Origin of the sequence: Anaerococcoides asporogena (assembly GCF_029590275.1) — a bacterium.
Classification (GTDB): domain Bacteria; phylum Bacillota; class Clostridia; order Clostridiales; family Clostridiaceae; genus JG1575.
In genome coordinates this window covers 2,773,567-2,792,086 of the sequence record NZ_CP120965.1, presented here as the reverse complement: position 1 = coordinate 2,792,086, position 18,520 = coordinate 2,773,567, and the positions used below count along the sequence as shown (strand labels likewise).

Below are 18,520 nucleotides of genomic sequence, written 5' to 3'. Positions count from 1 at the left end.
GAATAATGGAAAAGAAAATCTTATACTATGTTAACCAGTTCTTTGGCCAGGTCGGCGGCGAAGATCAGGCGGACTTTGCTCCGGTACTGAAAGACGGCGCGGTCGGACCAGCCATGGGCTTTGAGAAGGAACTTGGCGGTGCGGGAAAAGTCGTTGCCACCTTCATCTGCGGAGACAACTATATCAATGAGCACACCGAGCCAGCCCTGGCTGAGTTCAAGAAAGCCATGGATCAGGTGAAACCGGACCTCGTGGTGGTCGGACCATCCTTCAATGCCGGACGTTACGGCATGGCATCGGCCACCGTGGCTGAATATGTGGTAGATCACTATGATCTGCCCGTGGTATCCGGTATGTTTGAAGAAAATCCGGGTCTCACCGTCACAAAACTGAAAGCCTACACCGTCCCGACCGGAAACAGCGCGGCGGATATGAGAAAGGCTCTGCCAGGCATGGCAGCAGTAGCCAAAAAGCTTCTGGCCGGTGAAAAACTGGATCCGAAGGTGGACGGATACTTCAAGCAGGGCAAGCGCATTACGGAAGTTTCCGATCAGATCGGAGCCGCCCGCGCAGTTGACATGCTGATGAAACGGCTCAATGATCAGCCTTATGAGACGGAACTGCCCATGCCCACCTTTGATACTGTGGAACCGGCAACCCCGATTCAGGATCTGTCCAAGGCCACCATCGCACTGGTTACCTCCGGCGGAATCGTTCCGGTTGGAAATCCGGACCGGATTCAGTCAGCTTCCGCTCAGAAGTGGGGCAAGTACAACGTGGACGGGCTCGATGATCTGTCTGTCAAGTTCTGCACCATTCATGGCGGATATGATCCTGTATACGCCAATGAATCCCCGGACCGGGTTCTGCCCCTGGACGCGCTGCGCAAAATGGAAAAAGAAGGCAAGATCGGCAAGGTCTTCGAATACATGTATACAACCACCGGAACCGGAACGGCTGTAGGCAACTCCATTCGCTTTGGCAAGGAAATCGGAAAAGAACTTAAGGAAGCCGGAGTGGACGGCGTCATCCTGACCAGTACGTGAGGCACCTGTACTCGTTGCGGTGCAACGATGGTCAAAGAAATCGAACGGTACGGCATTCCGATCGTTCATATGGCAACCATTATTACAATATCCCAGTCAGTAGGAGCGAACCGGATCGTGCCCACCGTGGCAATCCCGCATCCCACCGGCAATCCGTCACTGGAAGCGCCGGATGAAAGCAAGCTTCGAATGGGCCTGGTAGAGCGCGCAGTCCATGCACTGTCTCAGCCGGTGACGGAACCGACCCTATTCTAAAACAGGCACAGTACCCTCTGTGAGTAAGAGCAGTCCCAACATTTCGTCATACGATCTGTATATGGACTGCTCTTTATTCAAAAGCAGAGGTCAAGTTTGAATGGCATCATTCTGAATTATAGTCAACTTTCTGACAGCGCATCGACTGGAGGTTCCGTGAATCGAAGGGGATGAACCGCGCAGGAGCATTACGAATGATTAATTTGCTGAACGCAAAGAACGGAATGTATGATACAAAGAGATTAAAGGGGATCAACCAATGGAAAAATCTAAAATGAATATTGGAGCTGTCATCGCGCTTTGCGGTGCCTGCATCGCGTTCTATATCGGAGCCGGATTTGCCACCATGCAGGAAGTTATGCAGTATGAAGCTTCTTATGGCTCGCAATTCTGGGTCGTCATTTTCGTCGCTGCCGCCATCTATGTTTACACCAACATTTCTTTTGCTACCAATGGTAATCGCCTGAAACTCGAACGAGGCGGCGATATTTATCAGCATTACAGCGGAAAGATCATCGGGACATTCTTTGACTACTTTTCCGCATTCTTCTGCTATATGTGCTTTATCGTCATGTGCGGCGGAGCCAACTCCACAGCTACCCAGCAATGGGGGCTTCCCAACGGAGTGGGAGCCATTATTCTGACCATTGCGGTGGTCTCGACGGCATTCTTCGGTCTCGACGGCATTCTGAACGCATTGGGCAAATTAGGTCCGGTAATCATCATCCTGATTCTGATCGTTTCGACGATCACCGCCATCAGCGGAGCACCGAACTTCGGGGCGAATGTAGCGGCTGTTGATCAGGGCGTCTACCCCATTAAACAGGTAGGCGGAGGAAACCCGATTGTTTCAGGACTTTCCTACGGAGGGTTTGTCATCCTTTGGTTCGCCGCCTTCTTATCAGAAATCGGCGCAAAGAATAAGCTGAAAGAGGTCAACACGGGAATGATTCTTTCCACCTTGTTCATTTTCGGAGCTGCCGCCGTATGCTGCTTTGCGTTGATCGGTCACATTTCAGAAACGGCAACTGCCGATATTCCGGCGCTGATCCTGGCAAACAAGATCCATCCAGTCTTTGCGCAGGCATTTGCAGTGATCATTTTTGCCGGGATTTACACCACGGCGGTTCCCCTGCTATGGACAGGAGTCGGCAGAATTGCCAAGGAAGGCACCTCCCGGTACAAACTGCTGACGGTTGTAGGCGGTGTGATCGGCCTGATCGCAGCCTGGTTCCTGCCTTATAAGGATCTGGTCAATGTTCTTTATGGACTGAACGGATACCTTGGCTTTATCCTGGTCGGATTCATGATCGTGTATGATGTTCGCACCAGAATGGGTTCCAAAGCCCTATAACAGATCCTTGGCTGAAAGCCTGGTATTCTGCCATATGATCGCTGGTTCCTTCATCCGGTGACAGGAAATCGTCCCATTTGGAAATAAACCATCCCGGCAGAACCTGCGAAAGAGCCAACAGTGAAAGCCAATGAGAAGACGGATTGCATGGTCAAGAGCTGACCGCGGTCGGTCTTCTTTTTTTAGAATGACATATTTGTTAATTATTATTCAAAATGAATACAAGGAAAGCAAATATAGAATACAGAAGAGTGAAAATGTATGAGAAGAAAATACAAAAATAACAATCAAACCACCTCAAACAGCTGACAGAGGGGATTGACGATTCTTGATTGAATGTATAATCTTTAACGTGTTGCATACAACACATCAATCTTTCTACTGCATAACCAGGTCACCATTCAAACTCATCAGTCGACTGCAGCAGCCGGATCAGACAAACATTGGATTCCCAGGCTGTTATTGGCAAGTTATGCTGTCATGGCTTATAACATGCGAAGGACAGGACGAAGAACAGGGCGAAGGACAGGATGAAGAACAGGGCGAAGGACAGGATGAAGAACAGGGCGAATGGCAGAGCGTGTGTCAGGTCAATGAGATATTTATCACCTGATTTACGATATGGGTTATGTTGCAGCACAAAAGATGACCGGGAGATTCCTAACCTTAGTAAAAATAGAAGATGATCAGGAGGATGGATCGTGACGGAACGTACAGTCAAAATGTCTGGCGCTGCAGCTGGTTTGGATGAAAAGGACAGTCTGGGACGCAGCTTTATCATGGGAGGAGCTCTGATTGGGCTGTTAATTGGATCCGGATTTGCAACCGGCCAGGAAATCATGCAATATTTTGTTTCTTATGGGTACTGGGGCATTGTGGGAGCTGCCGTGGTGCTGATTCTGCTGTCGTTTGTCGGAGTTGGCTTTATTTCCGTGGGCAATGTTCTGAAATTTGAACGGGGTACCAAAGTGTATGATTATTTTTGCGGCGAGAGGCTGGGTCGATTCTATGACTTCTTTTCCAATGCCTTTATCTTCATGACCTATATCATCATGATCGCGGGCGCTGCTTCCACCGGAGCGCAGCAGTTCGGACTGCCGCTTTGGGCTGGTGCGGTGGGGATGACTCTTCTGGTCATCGGATCGGTACTGCTGGGGCTTAACAATTTTGTGAATATCATTGGCACCATCATGCCAATCGTTATCATTGCCTGTTTCTATCTGGCTTTCCATACCTTATTTACCTCGGCTGCGCTGATTCCACAGAATACCCTAGTGATCAATGAACTTGTCGGCAAGGGGGCTCTCATGCAGGCCTCCGGCAACTGGTTCACTGCCGCTTTGTCATATGTCGGTTTTTCGATTCTGCTGATGGCTGTCTTCATGGCTGAGACGGGTAAAAGCGCGGGGAGTCTCAGGGAAGCCAGACGGGGAGCGCTGATTGGTGCTGTCGCACTGTGCCTGGCGATACTGATCCTGACCGCAGCCTTGATGAGCAAGGCCCATCTCATTGGCGAAAGTGCGATTCCTTCCCTGGTCATCGCCAATCAGATCAACCCACTGTTTGGGAACTTCTACAGCCTGATGATGTTTGTCGGGATTTATTCCACGGCTGTGCCGCTCCTGTGGAACCCTTGCGCCCGGTTTGCCAAAGAGGGCACCGTCAGGTTCAAGAGTCTGGTCATTGCCCTGGGGCTGTCTGGCGGAGTGATTGCGTTATTTGTAGAATTCCCCAAACTGATTAATGTGATCTACGTACTGAACGGATATGTGGGGGTTCTGCTGCTGGGGATTATGGTCGTCCATTTCCTACGCTACAAGGGGTTTATCAAGACGGAACACAAATAGGAGAACTTGCCGGTGACTGCGGTTTCCCAGATTACAGGGAACTGAGGTCAGGCCGATGAAGGAAGACCATCCGGGTCAAATGAAAAATGGAAGGTGAGAGCTGAGTCCGTAGCCGATGGATTTTGCTCTTATTTTTTCTCAATAGGAGCTTTGATTTTCAGACCTCCTGGTTTCAGTTGGCAGGGGTTCGGGATCATTTTCTTAATGAACAGCTGATAAACATCTAAAATCCATTGAGAGATTCTTGATTTCAGGCTACAATAGAGTTGTACAAAATTTAAAAACAAAGGAGAAATGTGTAATGTCAAGATATGATGACAAAAAAGTGATCATTATCGGCGACAGAGACGGCATTCCGGCTCCTGCAATTGCAGAGTGCCTGAAAGACAGCAGTGCAGAAATCGTATTTGCTTCCACCGAATGCTTCGTCTGAACTGCCGCTGGCGCGATGGACCTGGAAAACCAGAAAAGAGTTGTTGAGGCTACCGAGAAATACGGTGCTGAGAACGTTGTGGTTTTAATTGGTGCATCTGAAGCCGAGTCTGCCGGTCTGGCAGCTGAAACAGTTACAGCAGGAGATCCTACCTTTGCCGGTCCTCTGGCCGGAGTTGCGCTTGGACTGAGAGTTTACCACGCTGTGGAACCTGAATTCAAAGAAGAAGTCAACGCTGATGTCTATGAGGAACAGATTGGTATGATGGAAATGGTTCTTGAAGTGGATGATATCATTGCTGAAATGAAATCCATCCGGGAACAGCATTCCAAATTCCAGGACTAATTCTGGAGCAAGCAATCAAAAAATAAATCAGATGCCGCAAAACTAGTATGGTTTTGCGGCATCTTTTTTCTTTGGATCGGGACCGACCATTGCACTCACAAGGAAACAGGGGCTGTTTGACGAAGCCCGGGAAAAGTCGCAATTCGTCATGATAGTGTCTGCCTCATTCGTGACGTGTGATTGTCACCTTCAGGACTCCATCGCCAAAGGCGACCGTGCCGTCATCCACCAGAGCGCCCAGGAGGGACAGCTCGTTGCGGGTGGAGGAGGAACCCAGCAGCCCCCAGTAGTATTCCTCAAATTCCGGGCGGCGTCCGGCTTTCAGCAGCTCTTCCAGCTGAGCCATGTCATTGGGCGGATCATCGGTGGCACCGGAAATGCTGATGTTCAATGATTCCTTGGAACTGTCAAAGTGTATCATCAGGTCATTCACCTGATGGAACGTAAAATATCGGATCAGTTCTTCCAGAATTTTGATGGATTTTGCCTGGTTTTTCATTGGTCGGATTCCTCCCTGGGAAATTTCTTGATGGAAATGATGAAGTCAAGGACAGGGACCAGCATGGCAGCGACAAAACCCCCGGAAAATCCATTGTTGTAGAGATTAATGCCGCCATGGAGATAGCCCACATTCATGACCAGCGCCATGTGAAGAAAGCCTGCCAGGATCCCGGGGATCACTCCATAGGCTCCGGCAATGGGCGCCAGTGTCGTGGCGAACAGTGCGGCCAGAACGGATCCGACGGAGGAGGCTTCCCAGACAAAGACCTGATTGGCCAGATAGACACCCAGCATGATGGGAATAGTATTGCGCAGGTGCTTGCCAAAAGCGGCAAATCCAACTACGGTAAAAATCCCGCCCATCACCGGTCCGCTGAAGGAAGAGCCGGCAAGGAACACATAGCCGATGCTGACAAAGCCAAGCAGAGCCATATTGATCAGAACCAGACCAAAGCCGTCCGTCGCGATAAAGTCAGAGACCAGCTGTCCAGGCATTTGCCACAGATACCGGTAATTTCGCCAGGAGGTCCGGGCAAATGAAAAACCAATGCCCAACATCGAGAGAAACAGCACGCCAAGATAAATCAGCAAGCCGGCGGTATGCCCTTCCAGCACCAGTGCTGTAGGGGTATTCTGAAGGTTGAAAGCCCGGAACAGGGACATGAACATCATGCCGACGATGCCGGCGGTGAATCCGATGTTGTACAGATTGTATCCCTGATGGAACCGGATAAAGTGATTGGCTAACGGGGGCAGGATCAATCCGGCCAGGAGTCCGGACAGAACTCCCAGAGACAGGCCCAGCGGCAAAGGCAAGTGAAAACCGAAGGTGATCTGACTCACCAGGGGGCCTAAGGCTGTGCCGAAATAGGCAAGCAGAATGACATTTTTAAAAGATTCCCGGCGCAGTCTGGCATAAAGGAACACTCCGCCCATGATGGGCCAGACATTGTAGAGATTCTTTCCGAAAAAAGCAAACCCCCCCACCGTGAAAATAGCGGCAATCAGAGGACCGCTCAGGGTTGTCTCGTGATATCTGGCTATCAGGATCGCGCAAAGCATCAGCAGGGCGCTGTTGAAGAAAGCGGACCCGATAGTTCCAATCACCAGGTAATCAGAGAGGAGAATGGAAGGATTGGTGAGAATCCGACCCAGACCCTGAATGATTTCACCGGGCGAATTAAAGAAAAAAGCCGCCCCCAGTGTGAGGAGGGCAAAATAGAGCATGACACCGTATTTTTGTCCTTCCGTGGCCGCATGAAAACCGGTTCGCGGCTTGGGCAGCAATTCAGGAGAGGGACTGCGAAAGAGGAGCGAAAGTATGTCCATCCGATTTCTCCTTGAAAAAAGTTTTTTTCAGTATATCAGAAGTCAGAGGGGGATTTTTCGCTCCTCATAAAAATTTAACCATTATTATTTCGGGAGAAGGGGAACCGGAATGGATCCAGGCGGAGTTGCTAGCTGAGGATCAGGGGCCTTTCCGAGATCAGCTCCATTGTCTGCAAAAACATGGCACGAACTTCAGGCTTCTTGTCAATAATGATGTCTTCATCCGGTATTCCCAGTAATCGGAGATGACGGATTATGTCACGGAGGAACAGCTCGCTGCCGACAATGTAGAAAATGGATCCGGCTGCCTGCTGACTGAGTGCTTTGATCAAATCCCCTCTGTGATGGAAATAGATCTGGCGAAGCCGCTCTGACCCGAGAGAATCCAGTTCCTGATGAAACAGTTCTTCTCCCGGCCGGACCGCGGTCAGGCTGGTCAGGGCAGGGATGCCGTCTGACTGACGGGCACAGGCCAGCAGCAGAGGGCGGAATGCTGCCAGTCCCACGCCCATGCTGATCAGTTTCAGGGGACGGTTGTCCCGACGAAGGCTCAGCCTCGAGCTGATTTTGTAGAGGATCATAGAGTCCCCCCTGGACAGCTGCGCCAATCGTAGTTTAAAGGGAGATGAACCGTTCAGGCGCGTGGTAATGGCGATCCTGTTTTCATCAGGCAGGCTGGACAGGGACATGTGACGTACTTTTTCCGGATCCTTACGCCCGGATTCCATGAAGTCCGGAAAGGCCAGGTGCAGATGTGCCCCTTCTTCCCAAGTCAGGCCTTCGGGAATGTCAAAGCAGAATGTGTGAATACCGGGGGCCTCTTCCTTGATATCTATCATGCGAACGGGAAATAATTCCATAGGGTCTCCTTATAACTGAGAGTAATTATCAATGAAAGCATTATACTATAATTTTGCTTCGACTCCAAATCACCAGGCAGGTAACGTGGATTCTTTGTCTGAGAGCTCTGTGTGACCAGAGTGACCAGCTTGACCTGGCTGATCTGAGTCGAAGACTGATCCGAGGGGAGTCCCATCCGAGAGGGGTTTGTGTACAGTCTGGTCTGAGAGCAGTCTGGTCTGAGAGCAGTTTGGTGAGAGAGCGAATGAGGTGGCTTTGTCTATGCAAAGGCCCATTTCCGGGACGATTGATTTCCGGTGCGGTTCGTGTTAAGGACAAGATTGAGTCGACGGATCAGGGATTCACCGGACAAGACAACAGGCAGAGACCAAAGTCTCTGCCTGATAGCCGGAGGGGATTTGACTGCTGCAGCCAATTGGATGTTGGGATTAAGTTTCGAGATTGCTGGTGGTATCGGTGGTGAGGATTTTGCGAGTGACTTATCTGGCTGCTTCTGCTGATTTTGCCGCGCGGAGGGAAAATTCAACCGCTTCCTGAACTTCATCCGTACTGGGATGGCCCAGGCTGAAGAACAGAAAAGATCCTTTGCAGCGATATTCTTCCGGATAGATGGGGATTCCCTGTGCGGTTAGGGCTTCTTTGATCTCTGTCTGGGTCCCCTTTGACATGCTGGAGGTGACCAGTGCGACTTGTCCGATGCTTTCCGGAGTCAAGGACTGAATCAGCGTCAACACGGCGGGATCACATTTTCCGCCGTAAATGCCGGTAACCAGGAACAGCAGGTCTGCCTTCACCGGACCGGTCAGTTTGCTCATGTTTTCAGCCGGAACGGAGAGGGCTTTGCTGATGCCTTCCGCTATTTTTTTGGAGTGACCTGTCTTCGAACAGTAAACGATACGAATGTTCATGCTAAAACCCTCTTTCGTCAGAAATATATACATATTCATCATAACTGAATTTCTCAAAAAAGATTGTCTTTGACAATGGAATATCAAAAGGATCGGATCGAGAAAGGGCTTATCCAGGAATTATTCTGATGTTTCTTAGAATATTCAGCAGATGGACGATTTTGCCGCCAGACTGACGAGTGAAATTTCTGTTCGGTACCGGTATGGCAAACTATCGGAGACATGGTTCCGGAGCGGCTTGATTTGCTATAATAATGGAAAACTGAAGTTCTGGGAGATATATTATGGATGGAAAGAATAAACATCTGATACGCGATTATTTCATCAATGTACTGAACGGAATGGCCTGGGGGTTGTTTTCATCACTTCTGATCGGCTTGATTATCAAGCAGATCGGCATGCTGACCGGAATCAGTCAGCTGGTGGCGTTTGGCAATGTCGCCCAGCGCATGATGGGACCGGCCATCGGTGTCGGTGTCGCATATGCCTTGAAAGCACCGGCACTGGTCATTATGAGCTGCGTGGCGGTGGGCGCCATTGGAGCCGGTTCCATTTCATTCAACGGAACAACTGCCGTCATCGGCGTCGGTGAACCCGTGGGTGCCTTTGCGGCAGCCCTGATCGCGGCAGAGGTCGGCAAGCGCATGGCAGGCAAGACCAAAGTGGATATTGTGCTGGTTCCGCTGGAAACCATTCTGATGGGAGGGATCGCAGCAATTGTTGTCAGCCCGATTATGACCAGAATCATGACCGCGCTGGGCTCCTTCATCAATACCGCGACGGAACTCCAGCCCATTCCGATGGGCATTATCGTCAGCGTAGTCATGGGCATTGTGCTGACCCTGCCCATCTCATCGGCTGCCCTGGCCATTTCCCTCGGACTTTCCGGACTCGCTGCCGGAGCGGCGACAGCCGGCTGTGCCGCGAATATGATTGGTTTTGCCATCGCTTCCTATCAGGACAACGGCGTTGGCGGAACCATTGCCCAGGGACTAGGCACCTCCATGCTGCAAATCCCCAATATCATCCGGAAACCCATCATCTGGCTTCCCGCCATCGTCGCCTCCGCCATTCTGGGGCCAATCTCCACGTATGTCCTGAAGATGACATCTATACCAAGCGGAGCAGGGATGGGGACCTCCGGACTGGTTGGCCAGTTCGCCATGACGGAAGTCATGGGCACATCTCCCCAGGTTCTGCTTCAGATTGCCCTGATGCATTTTATTCTTCCGGGTGTCATCGCCTGGGCGGTAGCCGCCCTGATGCGGCGCCGGGGATTGATTCAGCCCGGTGACATGAAACTGGCTTCGATAAAACACTGATTATGGCATCAAGCATTGAATTGGTCGAATGGATCGCAGATCAGCTCCGAGAGGCGGGACAGGTCCGGTATCGCAAAATGTTCGGAGAATATGGCTTCTACCTGGATGACAAGTACTTCGGCGGTGTCATGGACAATCGTTTTCTGATCAAAATGACAAAGGCGGGGGAGAAACTGATGCCCCAGGGTCCTACCGCTCTGCCCTACGAAGGGGGCAAGCCGATGTTACTGATTGAGAACCTGGAAGACAGGGAGTTTATTCGGCGGATCGTCAGAGCCACAGTGGAAGAACTCCCTGAACCAGTGGGAAAGCCAAGAAAAGCGAAATAACAGCTGGAAAGCCGGACAAAGAGGAATAATCGCACGGCGGAACGAACTGGCCCGTCTGTGCACTGACTTCCGGCTGCTGGCTTCAGTTGAAAAGATTCAAACAGCCTGCTGCACTCCGTGGGTCTCACTCCGTTGACTTCACTCCGTTTGTTTCACATCGTTTGCTTCTTCCCGCTCTCTTCACCCGAACAGACAATCCAATCAGGCACGGTCTTGGGAGTGATCCCAGGACCGTGCCTGATTGGTGGAAATGGACCGGTTATTCGCGCACCTGGCCCTCTCCGGTGATCAGATATTTGGTGGTGGTCAGTTCATTCAGGCCGAAGGGCCCCCGGGCATGCATTTTCTGGGTACTGATTCCGATTTCTGCGCCATAGCCGAATTCAGCCCCGTCGCTGAAGCGGGTCGAGGCGTTGACATAGACGCAGGCTGAGTCGACGTCTTCGAGGAAACGGCGGGCTTCGCGGTAGTCTTCCGTCAGAATGACATCGCTGTGGTGGGTGCCGTGCTCATTGATGAAGGCGATGGCTTCCTCGGTGGAACTGACGGTTTTGGCGCTCAGGATGTAATCCAGATACTCGGTATCATAGTCCTCCGGGACAGCGCCGGGGCAGCCGGTCAGCCGGATCATCCGCTCATCGCCGCGCAGTTCAGTGTGCCGGCTGGCCAGTTCCTCCGCCAGTCGGGGAATGAACCGGTCAACTACCGCCTCGTGGACCAGCAGGTTTTCAAGGGCATTGCAGACCGACGGACGCTGGGTTTTTCCATTGATCACGATGGCGAGAGCCTGTTCCAGATTGGCCGATTCTGCCACATAAGCCGTGCAGATGCCCGCTCCGGTTTCAATAACCGGCACTCTGGCATCCGCCACTACTTTATTGATCAGGCGGCTGGAACCTCGTGGGATGACAAGATCCACCAGGCCTCTGGCCGTAAGCAGTTCATCAACCAGTGCATGGTCTGGATTTTCAATCAGGATTACGCTGTCCTGGGGCAGATGCGGCGCGATGGCGTCGCGGATCAGGTTCGTCAGGATTCGGTTGGTGTGAAGGGCTTCTTTTCCGCCGCGCAGAATGCAGCTGTTGGCGCTTTTCAGCGCCAGGGCTGCGGCATCTGCCGTGACATTGGGTCTGGCTTCATAAATCATGGCAATGACGCCAAGCGGCTCGGTGACCTGCTCGACGATCATGCCATTTTTCAGGCGGTTTCCCCGCAGAATGCGTCCGATGGGATCGGGCAGTTCCCGGATGTCCAGAATGCCCTGAGCCATCCCCTGAATCCGAGCCGGAGTCAGGGTAAGCCGGTCGAGCAGAGAGGAACTGATTCCTGCGGCTGCTGCCAGGGTTACGTCTTTCTTATTTTCTTCGAGGATCCGTTCACTGGCTTTCAGCAGTCCGTCGGCCATGGCTGTCAGCGCCCGGTTGCGCAGGGCAGTGTTGGTTTTGCGCAGGATCTTTGAGCTGACGCGGGATCGCGTCAGGAGATGTTCCAGATCTGAATTCATGGCTTGGTTTCCTCCAGAATGATCATATTGTTGGCGTGGACCACGCTTGAGTGGACTTCCTGCTGCAGGATGTTCCGGTGCTGGGCATTCTGCTTTCCCTTGATCAGATTGATCTGACTGGACGGTAAGTTGGACAGGCCCTTGGCGATGAGTCGACCTTCCTGCGTGCGGATTTCCACGGTATCCCCCGGCTTGAACAGTCCGCTGACTTCAACGATGCCGACCGCCAGCAGCGACTTATGCCCCTGCAGAGCTTTGACGGCTCCGTCGTCGATGACCAGGGTGCCGGTGGGGCTGGACTGGAATCCAATCCAGTGACGATGGCGTGAGATGTTTTTTCTCGCCTTGAAGCGGGTCCCCATGCCGGCCTGGTCCTCCAGGCGCTGTGCCAGGTGCTGCAGGGAATGGCTTACGATGTACATGGTGATGCCGGCTCGGGTGACGATTTCGGCAGAGGACAGCTTGGTGATCATGCCGCCGGTTCCGACGGCGGAGCCTGATCCCCCGGCCATCTGCCGGATTTCATCGGTAATGGAATCGACTTCCGGAATAATCCGGCCATCGGAATACCGGGAGGGATCCTTATCATACAGACCTTCGATATCTGACATGATCACATAATGGGTGGCACCGGCCGCAACGGCTACCAGGGCGCCCAGCGTATCATTGTCTCCGACCCGGATCTCATCACTGGAGAGGGCGTCATTTTCATTGATGATGGGAATACTCCCCATACTGAGCAGTTCCGTCAGGACGTTGCGGAAGTTCAGCATTCGCTTTCTGGATTTAAAGTCATCCCGGGTCAGCAGAATCTGACTGGTCAGGATTCCGAAGGCGTCAAAGGCATTCTGCCAGAGGTTCACGATGTAGCGCTGGCCGATGGCTGAGAGTGCCTGTTTCTGGCTCAGGCTTTTGCGGGTTGGTTTATTATACAGGATTCGGCCCATGGCGATCGCTCCGGAAGAGACGATAATGACGTCCCAGCCGGATTGTCGGAGCGCGTGCAATTCCTGGCTGATGCGCCGGATGAAATTCTCCTGAACCTCTCCTTCCGGGCTGACCAGAGATGAAGAGCCCACTTTCAGGACCAGGCAATGGTGTTGTTTCACAGTGGCAGTACCTTCTTTCGTCATTCGTTATTGGGGTGACCGATGATTGATTACTAATTGAACAAAATCGCTACGCGATAGTTCTTTGTTAAAATTTTATACTTATGCCTCTTGGTTTGACAGAGGTTTGTTCGTGCAAAAAAAACAAATAGTAGCTACACCTCCATTTATGGTTTATTGTGGATTCACTACAAACAACAAATAACCAAAGGAGAGCAACTACTATTTGCACGCCTATGTTACCATATTTTAGCCACCACAACAACACAACTTTTTTAATCTGCCCATCCAGGTCTCCACCCAAGGCGCTGATGCCCAATGCATTACTGCGCTTTTTAAAAGGAGTACTTCGATGGATCAATTTATTTTAGAATCCTATTTCTCTCAGATGGAATATTATCTCGAACTCAGGGACCTCTCACCAAATACCAAAAAGAGTTATCAATCCTTCCTCAAATCCTATCTCGAGTGGCTTGATTCAATGGGCATCCAGCCCAAGGACGCATCCTACGAGAATATCAGAACCTATATCCTCTACTTGAAGAAGACAAAGAAGCTTTCCAACCACAGCATCAATGCCCATACCTCTCAAATACGATTTTTCAGGCTCTATCTCCTGAAGCAACCGTGGGACCGGTACGAAGTTCCCGCCATGACGATCAAGTCTTACCTTCCAGAGGTTCTTTCGGTGGATGAGACCATGGCGTTTATCAACTCCATAAACGATTTGCGACTGAAAGCCTGCGTTGCATTACTGTATTCCTCTGGACTCCGGTTGTCTGAGCTTTGTCATTTGCGCTTTGAAGATATCCATTACCAGGATGGCCGAATCTTTATACGGGCGTCGAAAAACCGGTCCGAGCGGTATGCCACGCTCTCTAAAAAAGCGGTACTCATCCTAACAAAATATTATTATCAATATGGGCGACCCAGGGGATGGCTTTTCCCCAACAAAAAAGGGGATGGACCAGTGAAGAGCGCTTTTTTCGGACGTCTCATTTCTCTCCATCTGAAAAGCCTTAACTGGAGCAAGCATGTGACCGCTCACTCATTTCGCCACGCATTTGCCACTCATCTCTATGAGAGTGGGACAGATCTTCTTACCATCCAGAAACTGCTGGGACACAAATCCATAAACAGCACCACCATATACATCCATCTGGCAAGAACCGGGCCTGTCAACTTCACAAATCCCTTTGATGGTGGTTTGTAATGCACAAAATCCAGCAGGTCTTTGATCAGGGTTACCTTGGTTATCTGGAACAATACGGTATGAACTATGAGTCGAACAAAGTGGCAGAGGCGATCATGAGCTGCAAGACACCGGCTATGGGCGGTAACCAGACCATTTGCCAGGACTGCGGCAAAACCCATTTCCACTACAATTCCTGCAGAAATCGCCATTGCCCCTGCTGCCAATCCCTGAAAAAGGAAAAATGGATCGATGCCCAAAAGGCAGATGTCATTGATGCTCCTTATTTCCACGCGGTCTTCACCGTGCCCGAAGAGTTGAACCCACTGATCTATGCCAACAAACGGGCACTCTACAACCTCCTGTACAGCGCCAGCTCGGAAACTCTGATGGATCTGGCCCGCGACAAAAAGTTTTTAGGTGCGGACATCGGCTTCATCAGTGTCCTTCATACCTGGGGCAGCAACCTGTCGTTTCATCCGCATATTCACGCGATCGTTCTGGGCGGTGGTCTCACCGATGCCGGTCGATTCGTGACTTCAGGCAAGAAATTTCTCTTTCCCATTAAGGTTGTTTCAAAGCTCTTTCGAGGCAAATTCCTGGACGGTCTTAAAAAACTCTCACTCAAAAAGACTCTGGCTTTCCCTGGTGAACTGAGCCTGCTCCAATTTCCTCGCGAATTCAACCAATTCCTGACGAAGCTTTATGCCAAAGAATGGATTCCCTACCTCAAAGAACCGTTCAAATCCGCGGACCAGGTGATTGAGTATTTGGGCCGATATACGCATCGTATCGCCATCAGCAACTCCAGGATCCTTGAGGTCGGCGACAAATCGGTTACTTTTCGGGTGAAGGACTACAAAACCGGTACGAAAAAAATGCTCACTCTTGGCCATGAGGAATTTATCCGAAGATTTCTCATGCATGTTCTTCCAAAGGGATTCGTCAAAATCCGGCATTACGGATTGCTCAGCAACCGAACGAAAGGCAAAAAACTTAAGCTGATCCGGATCCTGATCAAAGGGAAAATCGTCAAACCGGTCTTAAAGGATCTGACGGGAGTTGAAATTCTCAACCGCATATACGGGATCGACGTCAATTGTTGCAGACATTGTGGAAGTTCAAACATCCGGCGACAAAGTCTCGCCAGTGTCAAAAAGATCGAATGACCATGGGCCCCGATACAAAAAAAGCTCCACCCAGGTGGGGCTGCGAAGCATCCCCTTTTTTTCCAACGATGTTCCAATTCCAAAGTTTTAGAGAGTGGAGACAGCTCTTTTGCCTGATCCACGAGGCGGTGGGTTTGATTGAATCCCCATAGTCAGATCCAGTTCACGCGATTGTGTCCAATAGGAAAAATTGCTTCGGGTCATCAATGCTTTACTGCATTTGATGGCTTTTTGTTTTCCCCGAATCAATTCTTTCCTAACTAATTATATTAATTCAAAAAATGACATAATGATACAATTTTTCGGGGGAATGCAAAAAAACCGGTGAAACCGGTTTATAATTGCGAAACTCTATTTCTTTTCTTTCTTCAGGCAGGCGGGACACACGCCGCGCAAGGTCACATGGTGCTCTTCAATCCGGTAGCCGGGCAGCTCATGCTTCAGCAGATCCTCGCTGATTTCAAAGTTGAACAGCTTTTGACAGACTTTGCACCGAAAGTGGCCATGATCATGCAGGCTGGCGTCATAGCGGGTTTCACTGTCGCGCAGGTCCAGCGCGTGAATGACGCCCGTTTCGACGAATGTATTCAACGTGTTGTACACGGTGGCCCGGGACAGCACGGGATTGTCCTGATTCAGTTTGCGGAAGATTTCATCAGCGGTGGGATGGCTTTCGGTATGTACCAGAAAATCCAGAATCTGGAGTCGTTGTCTGGATACCTTGAGACCGTGGTCCGCCAGATTTTTCTTTAACGCTTCACGATCCATAATCATCACTTCTCTTATCATTTAAGTATTAAGTCCATCATATCAAAAAAACAGGAAAAACCTGTGAAATTAATATGAACGCGACACCTGCTCGGAGCGGAAGTTTCCGGCGAAGCACACAAGTTGGGCGATCTGTCAGTTGAATCAGTCCATCGCGACGCGAATCGAGGGCCTGCATTCCAGGAAAATACAGAGCAGGCACTGGGTCATGGGCAGAAATCATCCCGATCAGATCCTGTGGCCATATTTTGCGGCAGAGCATGTCAGAGGCGTCCCGGATAGTGTACAATGACTGATAGGATATTCAGGAGAGGGGGGAACACCATGAAAATACAATACAGAAACCGCATCCGATGGATGTCCTGTCTGCTCCTGAGCGGCAGTCTGCTGAGCGCCTGTGTACCGTTTGAACATACGGTCTGGAGCCAATCCGACGGTAAACCCCTCATTCTTCATCGGACTGAAGTCTCTATGCCATGGATTGAGTCCTTTCCGGCGGATGCTACGCAAGCTCAGCTGGCCTTATCACTCGAAGGTGCTGTCCTGCGTCTGCCTGTGACGGCTTCCCGGCTGGAACAGCAGGGCTGGCGGATGGATCCAGCCTTCTTCTATGAAACGATTCGTCCCGGTCAGTATGTGAGCGGCATCCGCTGGTGGAAAGAAGGCCGGGTCCTCCTGGTTATGATGGGAAATCCGTTGTCTGATCGCTCCATCCGACCGGGGGATGGGGTTGTGGTCGGCATTGAGCTTCGATCGGATCTGCCGGGTCAGGCAGCGGCAGTTCTGGAATCGACGGTTTCCCTGGGAATGGACCGGGATGAAGTGAACCATCTGCTGGGCGAGCCGGATGCTCCTCGGACAGACTCATCGGAGGAATCCGAACTGTTCAGTCCATCGGTATACCGGAAGCAGGGAATCATCTGGCGAATCTGCTACAACGCACAGGATCAGGCTGCGCGGATTCAGGCGATGGTGAGCCAGCCGATCAGGAGGGCCATGGCTGCAATCACGGTGCTGGAATCCCCCGTTTGGGGGGAGGATCCGACGACGGGACGAATTCTCGTCGAAGGAGACTTCTACCGGCTTCCCGGGAAATTGCAGGATTTCACCAAGACCGGCTGGCAAGTCAGCCGCGGGCTGGAAATGTTAATGCCGAACAGCCAGACCCTGCTGAGTCTTTCGCGCAGTGGACGCCGCATGACGTTGGGCGTACGCAATGACTCGGCGGAGTTTTTGCCGGTGAATGAGTGCCGGGTCATTTCATTGGCCCCATCAATGGGCGACAACGGTCCGGCCGTCCAGCTGACCCCAACCCTGAAGACGGGCGCGCCTCACAGCGCGGCGAAAGGGCTGCTGGATTATTACAAGCCCAGGTCCAAAAATCAGGATGCTCTGATCTGGTATGAAGTGATCCGGAAGGATTTTGAAATTCGGGTTGCCGTGGACACCAGCCAAGATCGCGTCGTGAGCATTGAAATCAAGCATTTCCGCTATCCCTGGGAAATGGATCCGGCGCTGACCAGACCTCAGGAGTCCACACCATAAGACTGCTCGCAGGGCTTATCCATTTAACCACGGACGTTTTTGCCAGGGCGTGCCTCATCGACGGTTTCAGGATATAATCAGAGTAGGCTGTACGCGCTCCCGGGAGACTGATTCTTCCGGATGAAGCGAAGGGCAATTTCAAAGGCACTGCCGCCTTCAAAGGGAGGATTCAACCAATGACAAAAGAAGAAGTATACGCGGTTCTGACGGACAAGGGCTATGAATTTGAATCGGTCGACCATGTTCCGGTATTTACCATGGAAGAAATGGAACGGGAGATTCGCAGAGACCTGAGTGATGTGGCCAAGAATGTGTTTTTACGGGATGAAAAGAAAAAACACTGGTACCTTGTTGTTGTCCAAAAGGACAAGAACCTGGATATGGCCAAGCTCAAGGATAAGATTGGCTCAACCCGGCTGAGCTTTGCCCGGGAAGATTATCTGATGGAGCGCCTGGGGGTTGAAAGAGGTGCCGTCACGCCGTTGGCAATACTGAATGACCCAGATCATGTGGTTGAGGTAATCCTGGACGAGGATATGGCCAGACGGGAGAGAATCGCAATCCATCCCTGCGACAACACAGCGACCGTCTGGATGAAAGTCCGGGATCTGGAAACGCTGATCCGGGAGAATGGCAACTCTCTGAAGAAAATCTCGATATAACGAATAATCTGCCCCATCATCATATCGATCATATCTACAGT

At 51.2% G+C, this 18,520-nt stretch carries 18 protein-coding genes; 11 read left to right on the top strand and 7 right to left on the bottom strand.

Going from position 1 to position 18,520, the window contains the following annotated elements; translation table 11 throughout:
* Positions 1–5 precede the first annotated feature (5 nt).
* From P6M73_RS12840 to grdA, 5 genes are all read left to right on the top strand, one after another.
* Positions 6–1,301, top strand: a complete 1,296-nt coding sequence (locus tag P6M73_RS12840) for a glycine/betaine/sarcosine/D-proline family reductase selenoprotein B (RefSeq protein WP_277853431.1) — start codon at positions 6–8, stop codon at positions 1,299–1,301.
* Positions 1,302–1,560: 259 nt separating this feature from the next.
* Positions 1,561–2,655: a YkvI family membrane protein gene (locus P6M73_RS12835; protein ID WP_277853430.1), complete on the top strand. Its 1,095-nt coding sequence runs from the start codon at positions 1,561–1,563 to the stop codon at positions 2,653–2,655.
* Between the two features lie 472 nt (positions 2,656–3,127).
* Positions 3,128–3,268 (top strand): hypothetical protein, encoded by a 141-nt coding sequence (locus P6M73_RS12830; RefSeq protein ID WP_277853429.1) that lies wholly within the window; start codon positions 3,128–3,130, stop codon positions 3,266–3,268.
* A gap of 88 nt (positions 3,269–3,356) precedes the next feature.
* The gene (locus tag P6M73_RS12825) at positions 3,357–4,502 is read left to right on the top strand and encodes a YkvI family membrane protein (protein WP_277853428.1); all 1,146 of its coding nucleotides are present in this window, start codon (positions 3,357–3,359) and stop codon (positions 4,500–4,502) included.
* Positions 4,503–4,803: 301 nt separating this feature from the next.
* The gene (gene grdA / locus P6M73_RS12820; protein ID WP_277855776.1) at positions 4,804–5,280 is read left to right on the top strand and encodes a glycine/sarcosine/betaine reductase complex selenoprotein A; all 477 of its coding nucleotides are present in this window, start codon (positions 4,804–4,806) and stop codon (positions 5,278–5,280) included.
* Between the two features lie 163 nt (positions 5,281–5,443).
* On the opposite strand, the gene P6M73_RS12815 is transcribed toward grdA, so the two are convergent.
* From P6M73_RS12815 to P6M73_RS12800, 4 genes are all read right to left on the bottom strand, one after another.
* Positions 5,444–5,779, bottom strand: coding sequence for a hypothetical protein (locus P6M73_RS12815; protein ID WP_277853427.1), 336 nt, complete (start codon positions 5,777–5,779; stop codon positions 5,444–5,446).
* Positions 5,776–7,110, bottom strand: a complete 1,335-nt coding sequence (locus P6M73_RS12810) for a DUF1576 domain-containing protein (RefSeq protein ID WP_277853426.1) — start codon at positions 7,108–7,110, stop codon at positions 5,776–5,778. Before P6M73_RS12810 ends, P6M73_RS12815 begins: the two co-directional genes overlap by 4 nt.
* A 128-nt stretch (positions 7,111–7,238) precedes the next feature.
* Positions 7,239–7,970, bottom strand: a complete 732-nt coding sequence (locus tag P6M73_RS12805) for a ferredoxin--NADP reductase (protein ID WP_277853425.1) — start codon at positions 7,968–7,970, stop codon at positions 7,239–7,241.
* Between the two features lie 480 nt (positions 7,971–8,450).
* The gene (locus tag P6M73_RS12800; RefSeq protein ID WP_277853424.1) at positions 8,451–8,879 is read right to left on the bottom strand and encodes a flavodoxin family protein; all 429 of its coding nucleotides are present in this window, start codon (positions 8,877–8,879) and stop codon (positions 8,451–8,453) included.
* Between the two features lie 284 nt (positions 8,880–9,163).
* Between P6M73_RS12800 and P6M73_RS12795 the strand changes: the two genes are divergently transcribed.
* Together P6M73_RS12795 and P6M73_RS12790 are read left to right on the top strand one after the other, a co-directional pair.
* Positions 9,164–10,201 carry a PTS sugar transporter subunit IIC gene (locus P6M73_RS12795; RefSeq protein WP_277853423.1) on the top strand — a complete coding sequence of 346 codons (1,038 nt, stop codon included), beginning with the start codon at positions 9,164–9,166 and terminating at the stop codon, positions 10,199–10,201.
* 2 nt (positions 10,202–10,203) lie between these two features.
* Complete coding sequence (locus P6M73_RS12790; RefSeq protein WP_277853422.1) at positions 10,204–10,530, top strand: TfoX/Sxy family protein; 327 nt, start codon at positions 10,204–10,206, stop codon at positions 10,528–10,530.
* A gap of 259 nt (positions 10,531–10,789) precedes the next feature.
* On the opposite strand, the gene P6M73_RS12785 is transcribed toward P6M73_RS12790, so the two are convergent.
* Together P6M73_RS12785 and proB are read right to left on the bottom strand one after the other, a co-directional pair.
* Positions 10,790–12,034, bottom strand: a complete 1,245-nt coding sequence (locus P6M73_RS12785) for a glutamate-5-semialdehyde dehydrogenase (protein ID WP_277853421.1) — start codon at positions 12,032–12,034, stop codon at positions 10,790–10,792.
* The gene (proB, locus tag P6M73_RS12780; protein WP_277853420.1) at positions 12,031–13,143 is read right to left on the bottom strand and encodes a glutamate 5-kinase; all 1,113 of its coding nucleotides are present in this window, start codon (positions 13,141–13,143) and stop codon (positions 12,031–12,033) included. The genes P6M73_RS12785 and proB overlap by 4 nt, the downstream gene beginning before the upstream one ends.
* Positions 13,144–13,495: 352 nt before the next feature.
* Here proB and P6M73_RS12775 point away from each other — a divergent pair, with 352 nt between their 5' ends.
* Both P6M73_RS12775 and P6M73_RS12770 read left to right on the top strand, forming a co-directional pair.
* The gene (locus tag P6M73_RS12775) at positions 13,496–14,356 is read left to right on the top strand and encodes a tyrosine-type recombinase/integrase (RefSeq protein WP_277853419.1); all 861 of its coding nucleotides are present in this window, start codon (positions 13,496–13,498) and stop codon (positions 14,354–14,356) included.
* Positions 14,356–15,504: an IS91 family transposase gene (locus P6M73_RS12770; RefSeq protein WP_277853418.1), complete on the top strand. Its 1,149-nt coding sequence runs from the start codon at positions 14,356–14,358 to the stop codon at positions 15,502–15,504. Before P6M73_RS12775 ends, P6M73_RS12770 begins: the two co-directional genes overlap by 1 nt.
* A gap of 351 nt (positions 15,505–15,855) precedes the next feature.
* On the opposite strand, the gene P6M73_RS12765 is transcribed toward P6M73_RS12770, so the two are convergent.
* A complete protein-coding gene (locus tag P6M73_RS12765) occupies positions 15,856–16,272 on the bottom strand; it encodes a Fur family transcriptional regulator (protein WP_277853417.1) in 417 nt (138 codons plus the stop codon).
* Positions 16,273–16,596: 324 nt separating this feature from the next.
* On the opposite strand from P6M73_RS12765, the gene P6M73_RS12760 reads away from it, so the two are divergent.
* Entirely contained in the window at positions 16,597–17,817 is a 1,221-nt protein-coding gene (locus P6M73_RS12760) for a hypothetical protein (RefSeq protein WP_277853416.1), read from the top strand.
* A 176-nt stretch (positions 17,818–17,993) separates the two neighbouring features.
* Entirely contained in the window at positions 17,994–18,479 is a 486-nt protein-coding gene (locus P6M73_RS12755) for a prolyl-tRNA synthetase associated domain-containing protein (RefSeq protein WP_277853415.1), read from the top strand.
* The last annotated feature ends 41 nt before the right edge of the window (positions 18,480–18,520 follow it).

Bases quoted from the DNA above. Each gene is read 5' to 3' on its own strand.
- P6M73_RS12835 (WP_277853430.1), top strand. From the start codon at position 1,561: ATGGAAAAATCTAAAATGAATATTGGAGCTGTCATCGCGCTTTGCGGT.
- P6M73_RS12830 (WP_277853429.1), top strand. From the start codon at position 3,128: ATGCTGTCATGGCTTATAACATGCGAAGGACAGGACGAAGAACAGGGC.
- P6M73_RS12815 (WP_277853427.1), bottom strand. From the start codon at position 5,779: ATGAAAAACCAGGCAAAATCCATCAAAATTCTGGAAGAACTGATCCGA.
- P6M73_RS12810 (WP_277853426.1), bottom strand. From the start codon at position 7,110: ATGGACATACTTTCGCTCCTCTTTCGCAGTCCCTCTCCTGAATTGCTG.
- P6M73_RS12805 (WP_277853425.1), bottom strand. From the start codon at position 7,970: ATGGAATTATTTCCCGTTCGCATGATAGATATCAAGGAAGAGGCCCCC.
- P6M73_RS12800 (WP_277853424.1), bottom strand. From the start codon at position 8,879: ATGAACATTCGTATCGTTTACTGTTCGAAGACAGGTCACTCCAAAAAA.
- P6M73_RS12795 (WP_277853423.1), top strand. From the start codon at position 9,164: ATGGATGGAAAGAATAAACATCTGATACGCGATTATTTCATCAATGTA.
- P6M73_RS12790 (WP_277853422.1), top strand. From the start codon at position 10,204: ATGGCATCAAGCATTGAATTGGTCGAATGGATCGCAGATCAGCTCCGA.
- P6M73_RS12785 (WP_277853421.1), bottom strand. From the start codon at position 12,034: ATGAATTCAGATCTGGAACATCTCCTGACGCGATCCCGCGTCAGCTCA.
- P6M73_RS12775 (WP_277853419.1), top strand. From the start codon at position 13,496: ATGGATCAATTTATTTTAGAATCCTATTTCTCTCAGATGGAATATTAT.
- P6M73_RS12770 (WP_277853418.1), top strand. From the start codon at position 14,356: ATGCACAAAATCCAGCAGGTCTTTGATCAGGGTTACCTTGGTTATCTG.
- P6M73_RS12765 (WP_277853417.1), bottom strand. From the start codon at position 16,272: ATGGATCGTGAAGCGTTAAAGAAAAATCTGGCGGACCACGGTCTCAAG.
- P6M73_RS12760 (WP_277853416.1), top strand. From the start codon at position 16,597: ATGAAAATACAATACAGAAACCGCATCCGATGGATGTCCTGTCTGCTC.
- P6M73_RS12755 (WP_277853415.1), top strand. From the start codon at position 17,994: ATGACAAAAGAAGAAGTATACGCGGTTCTGACGGACAAGGGCTATGAA.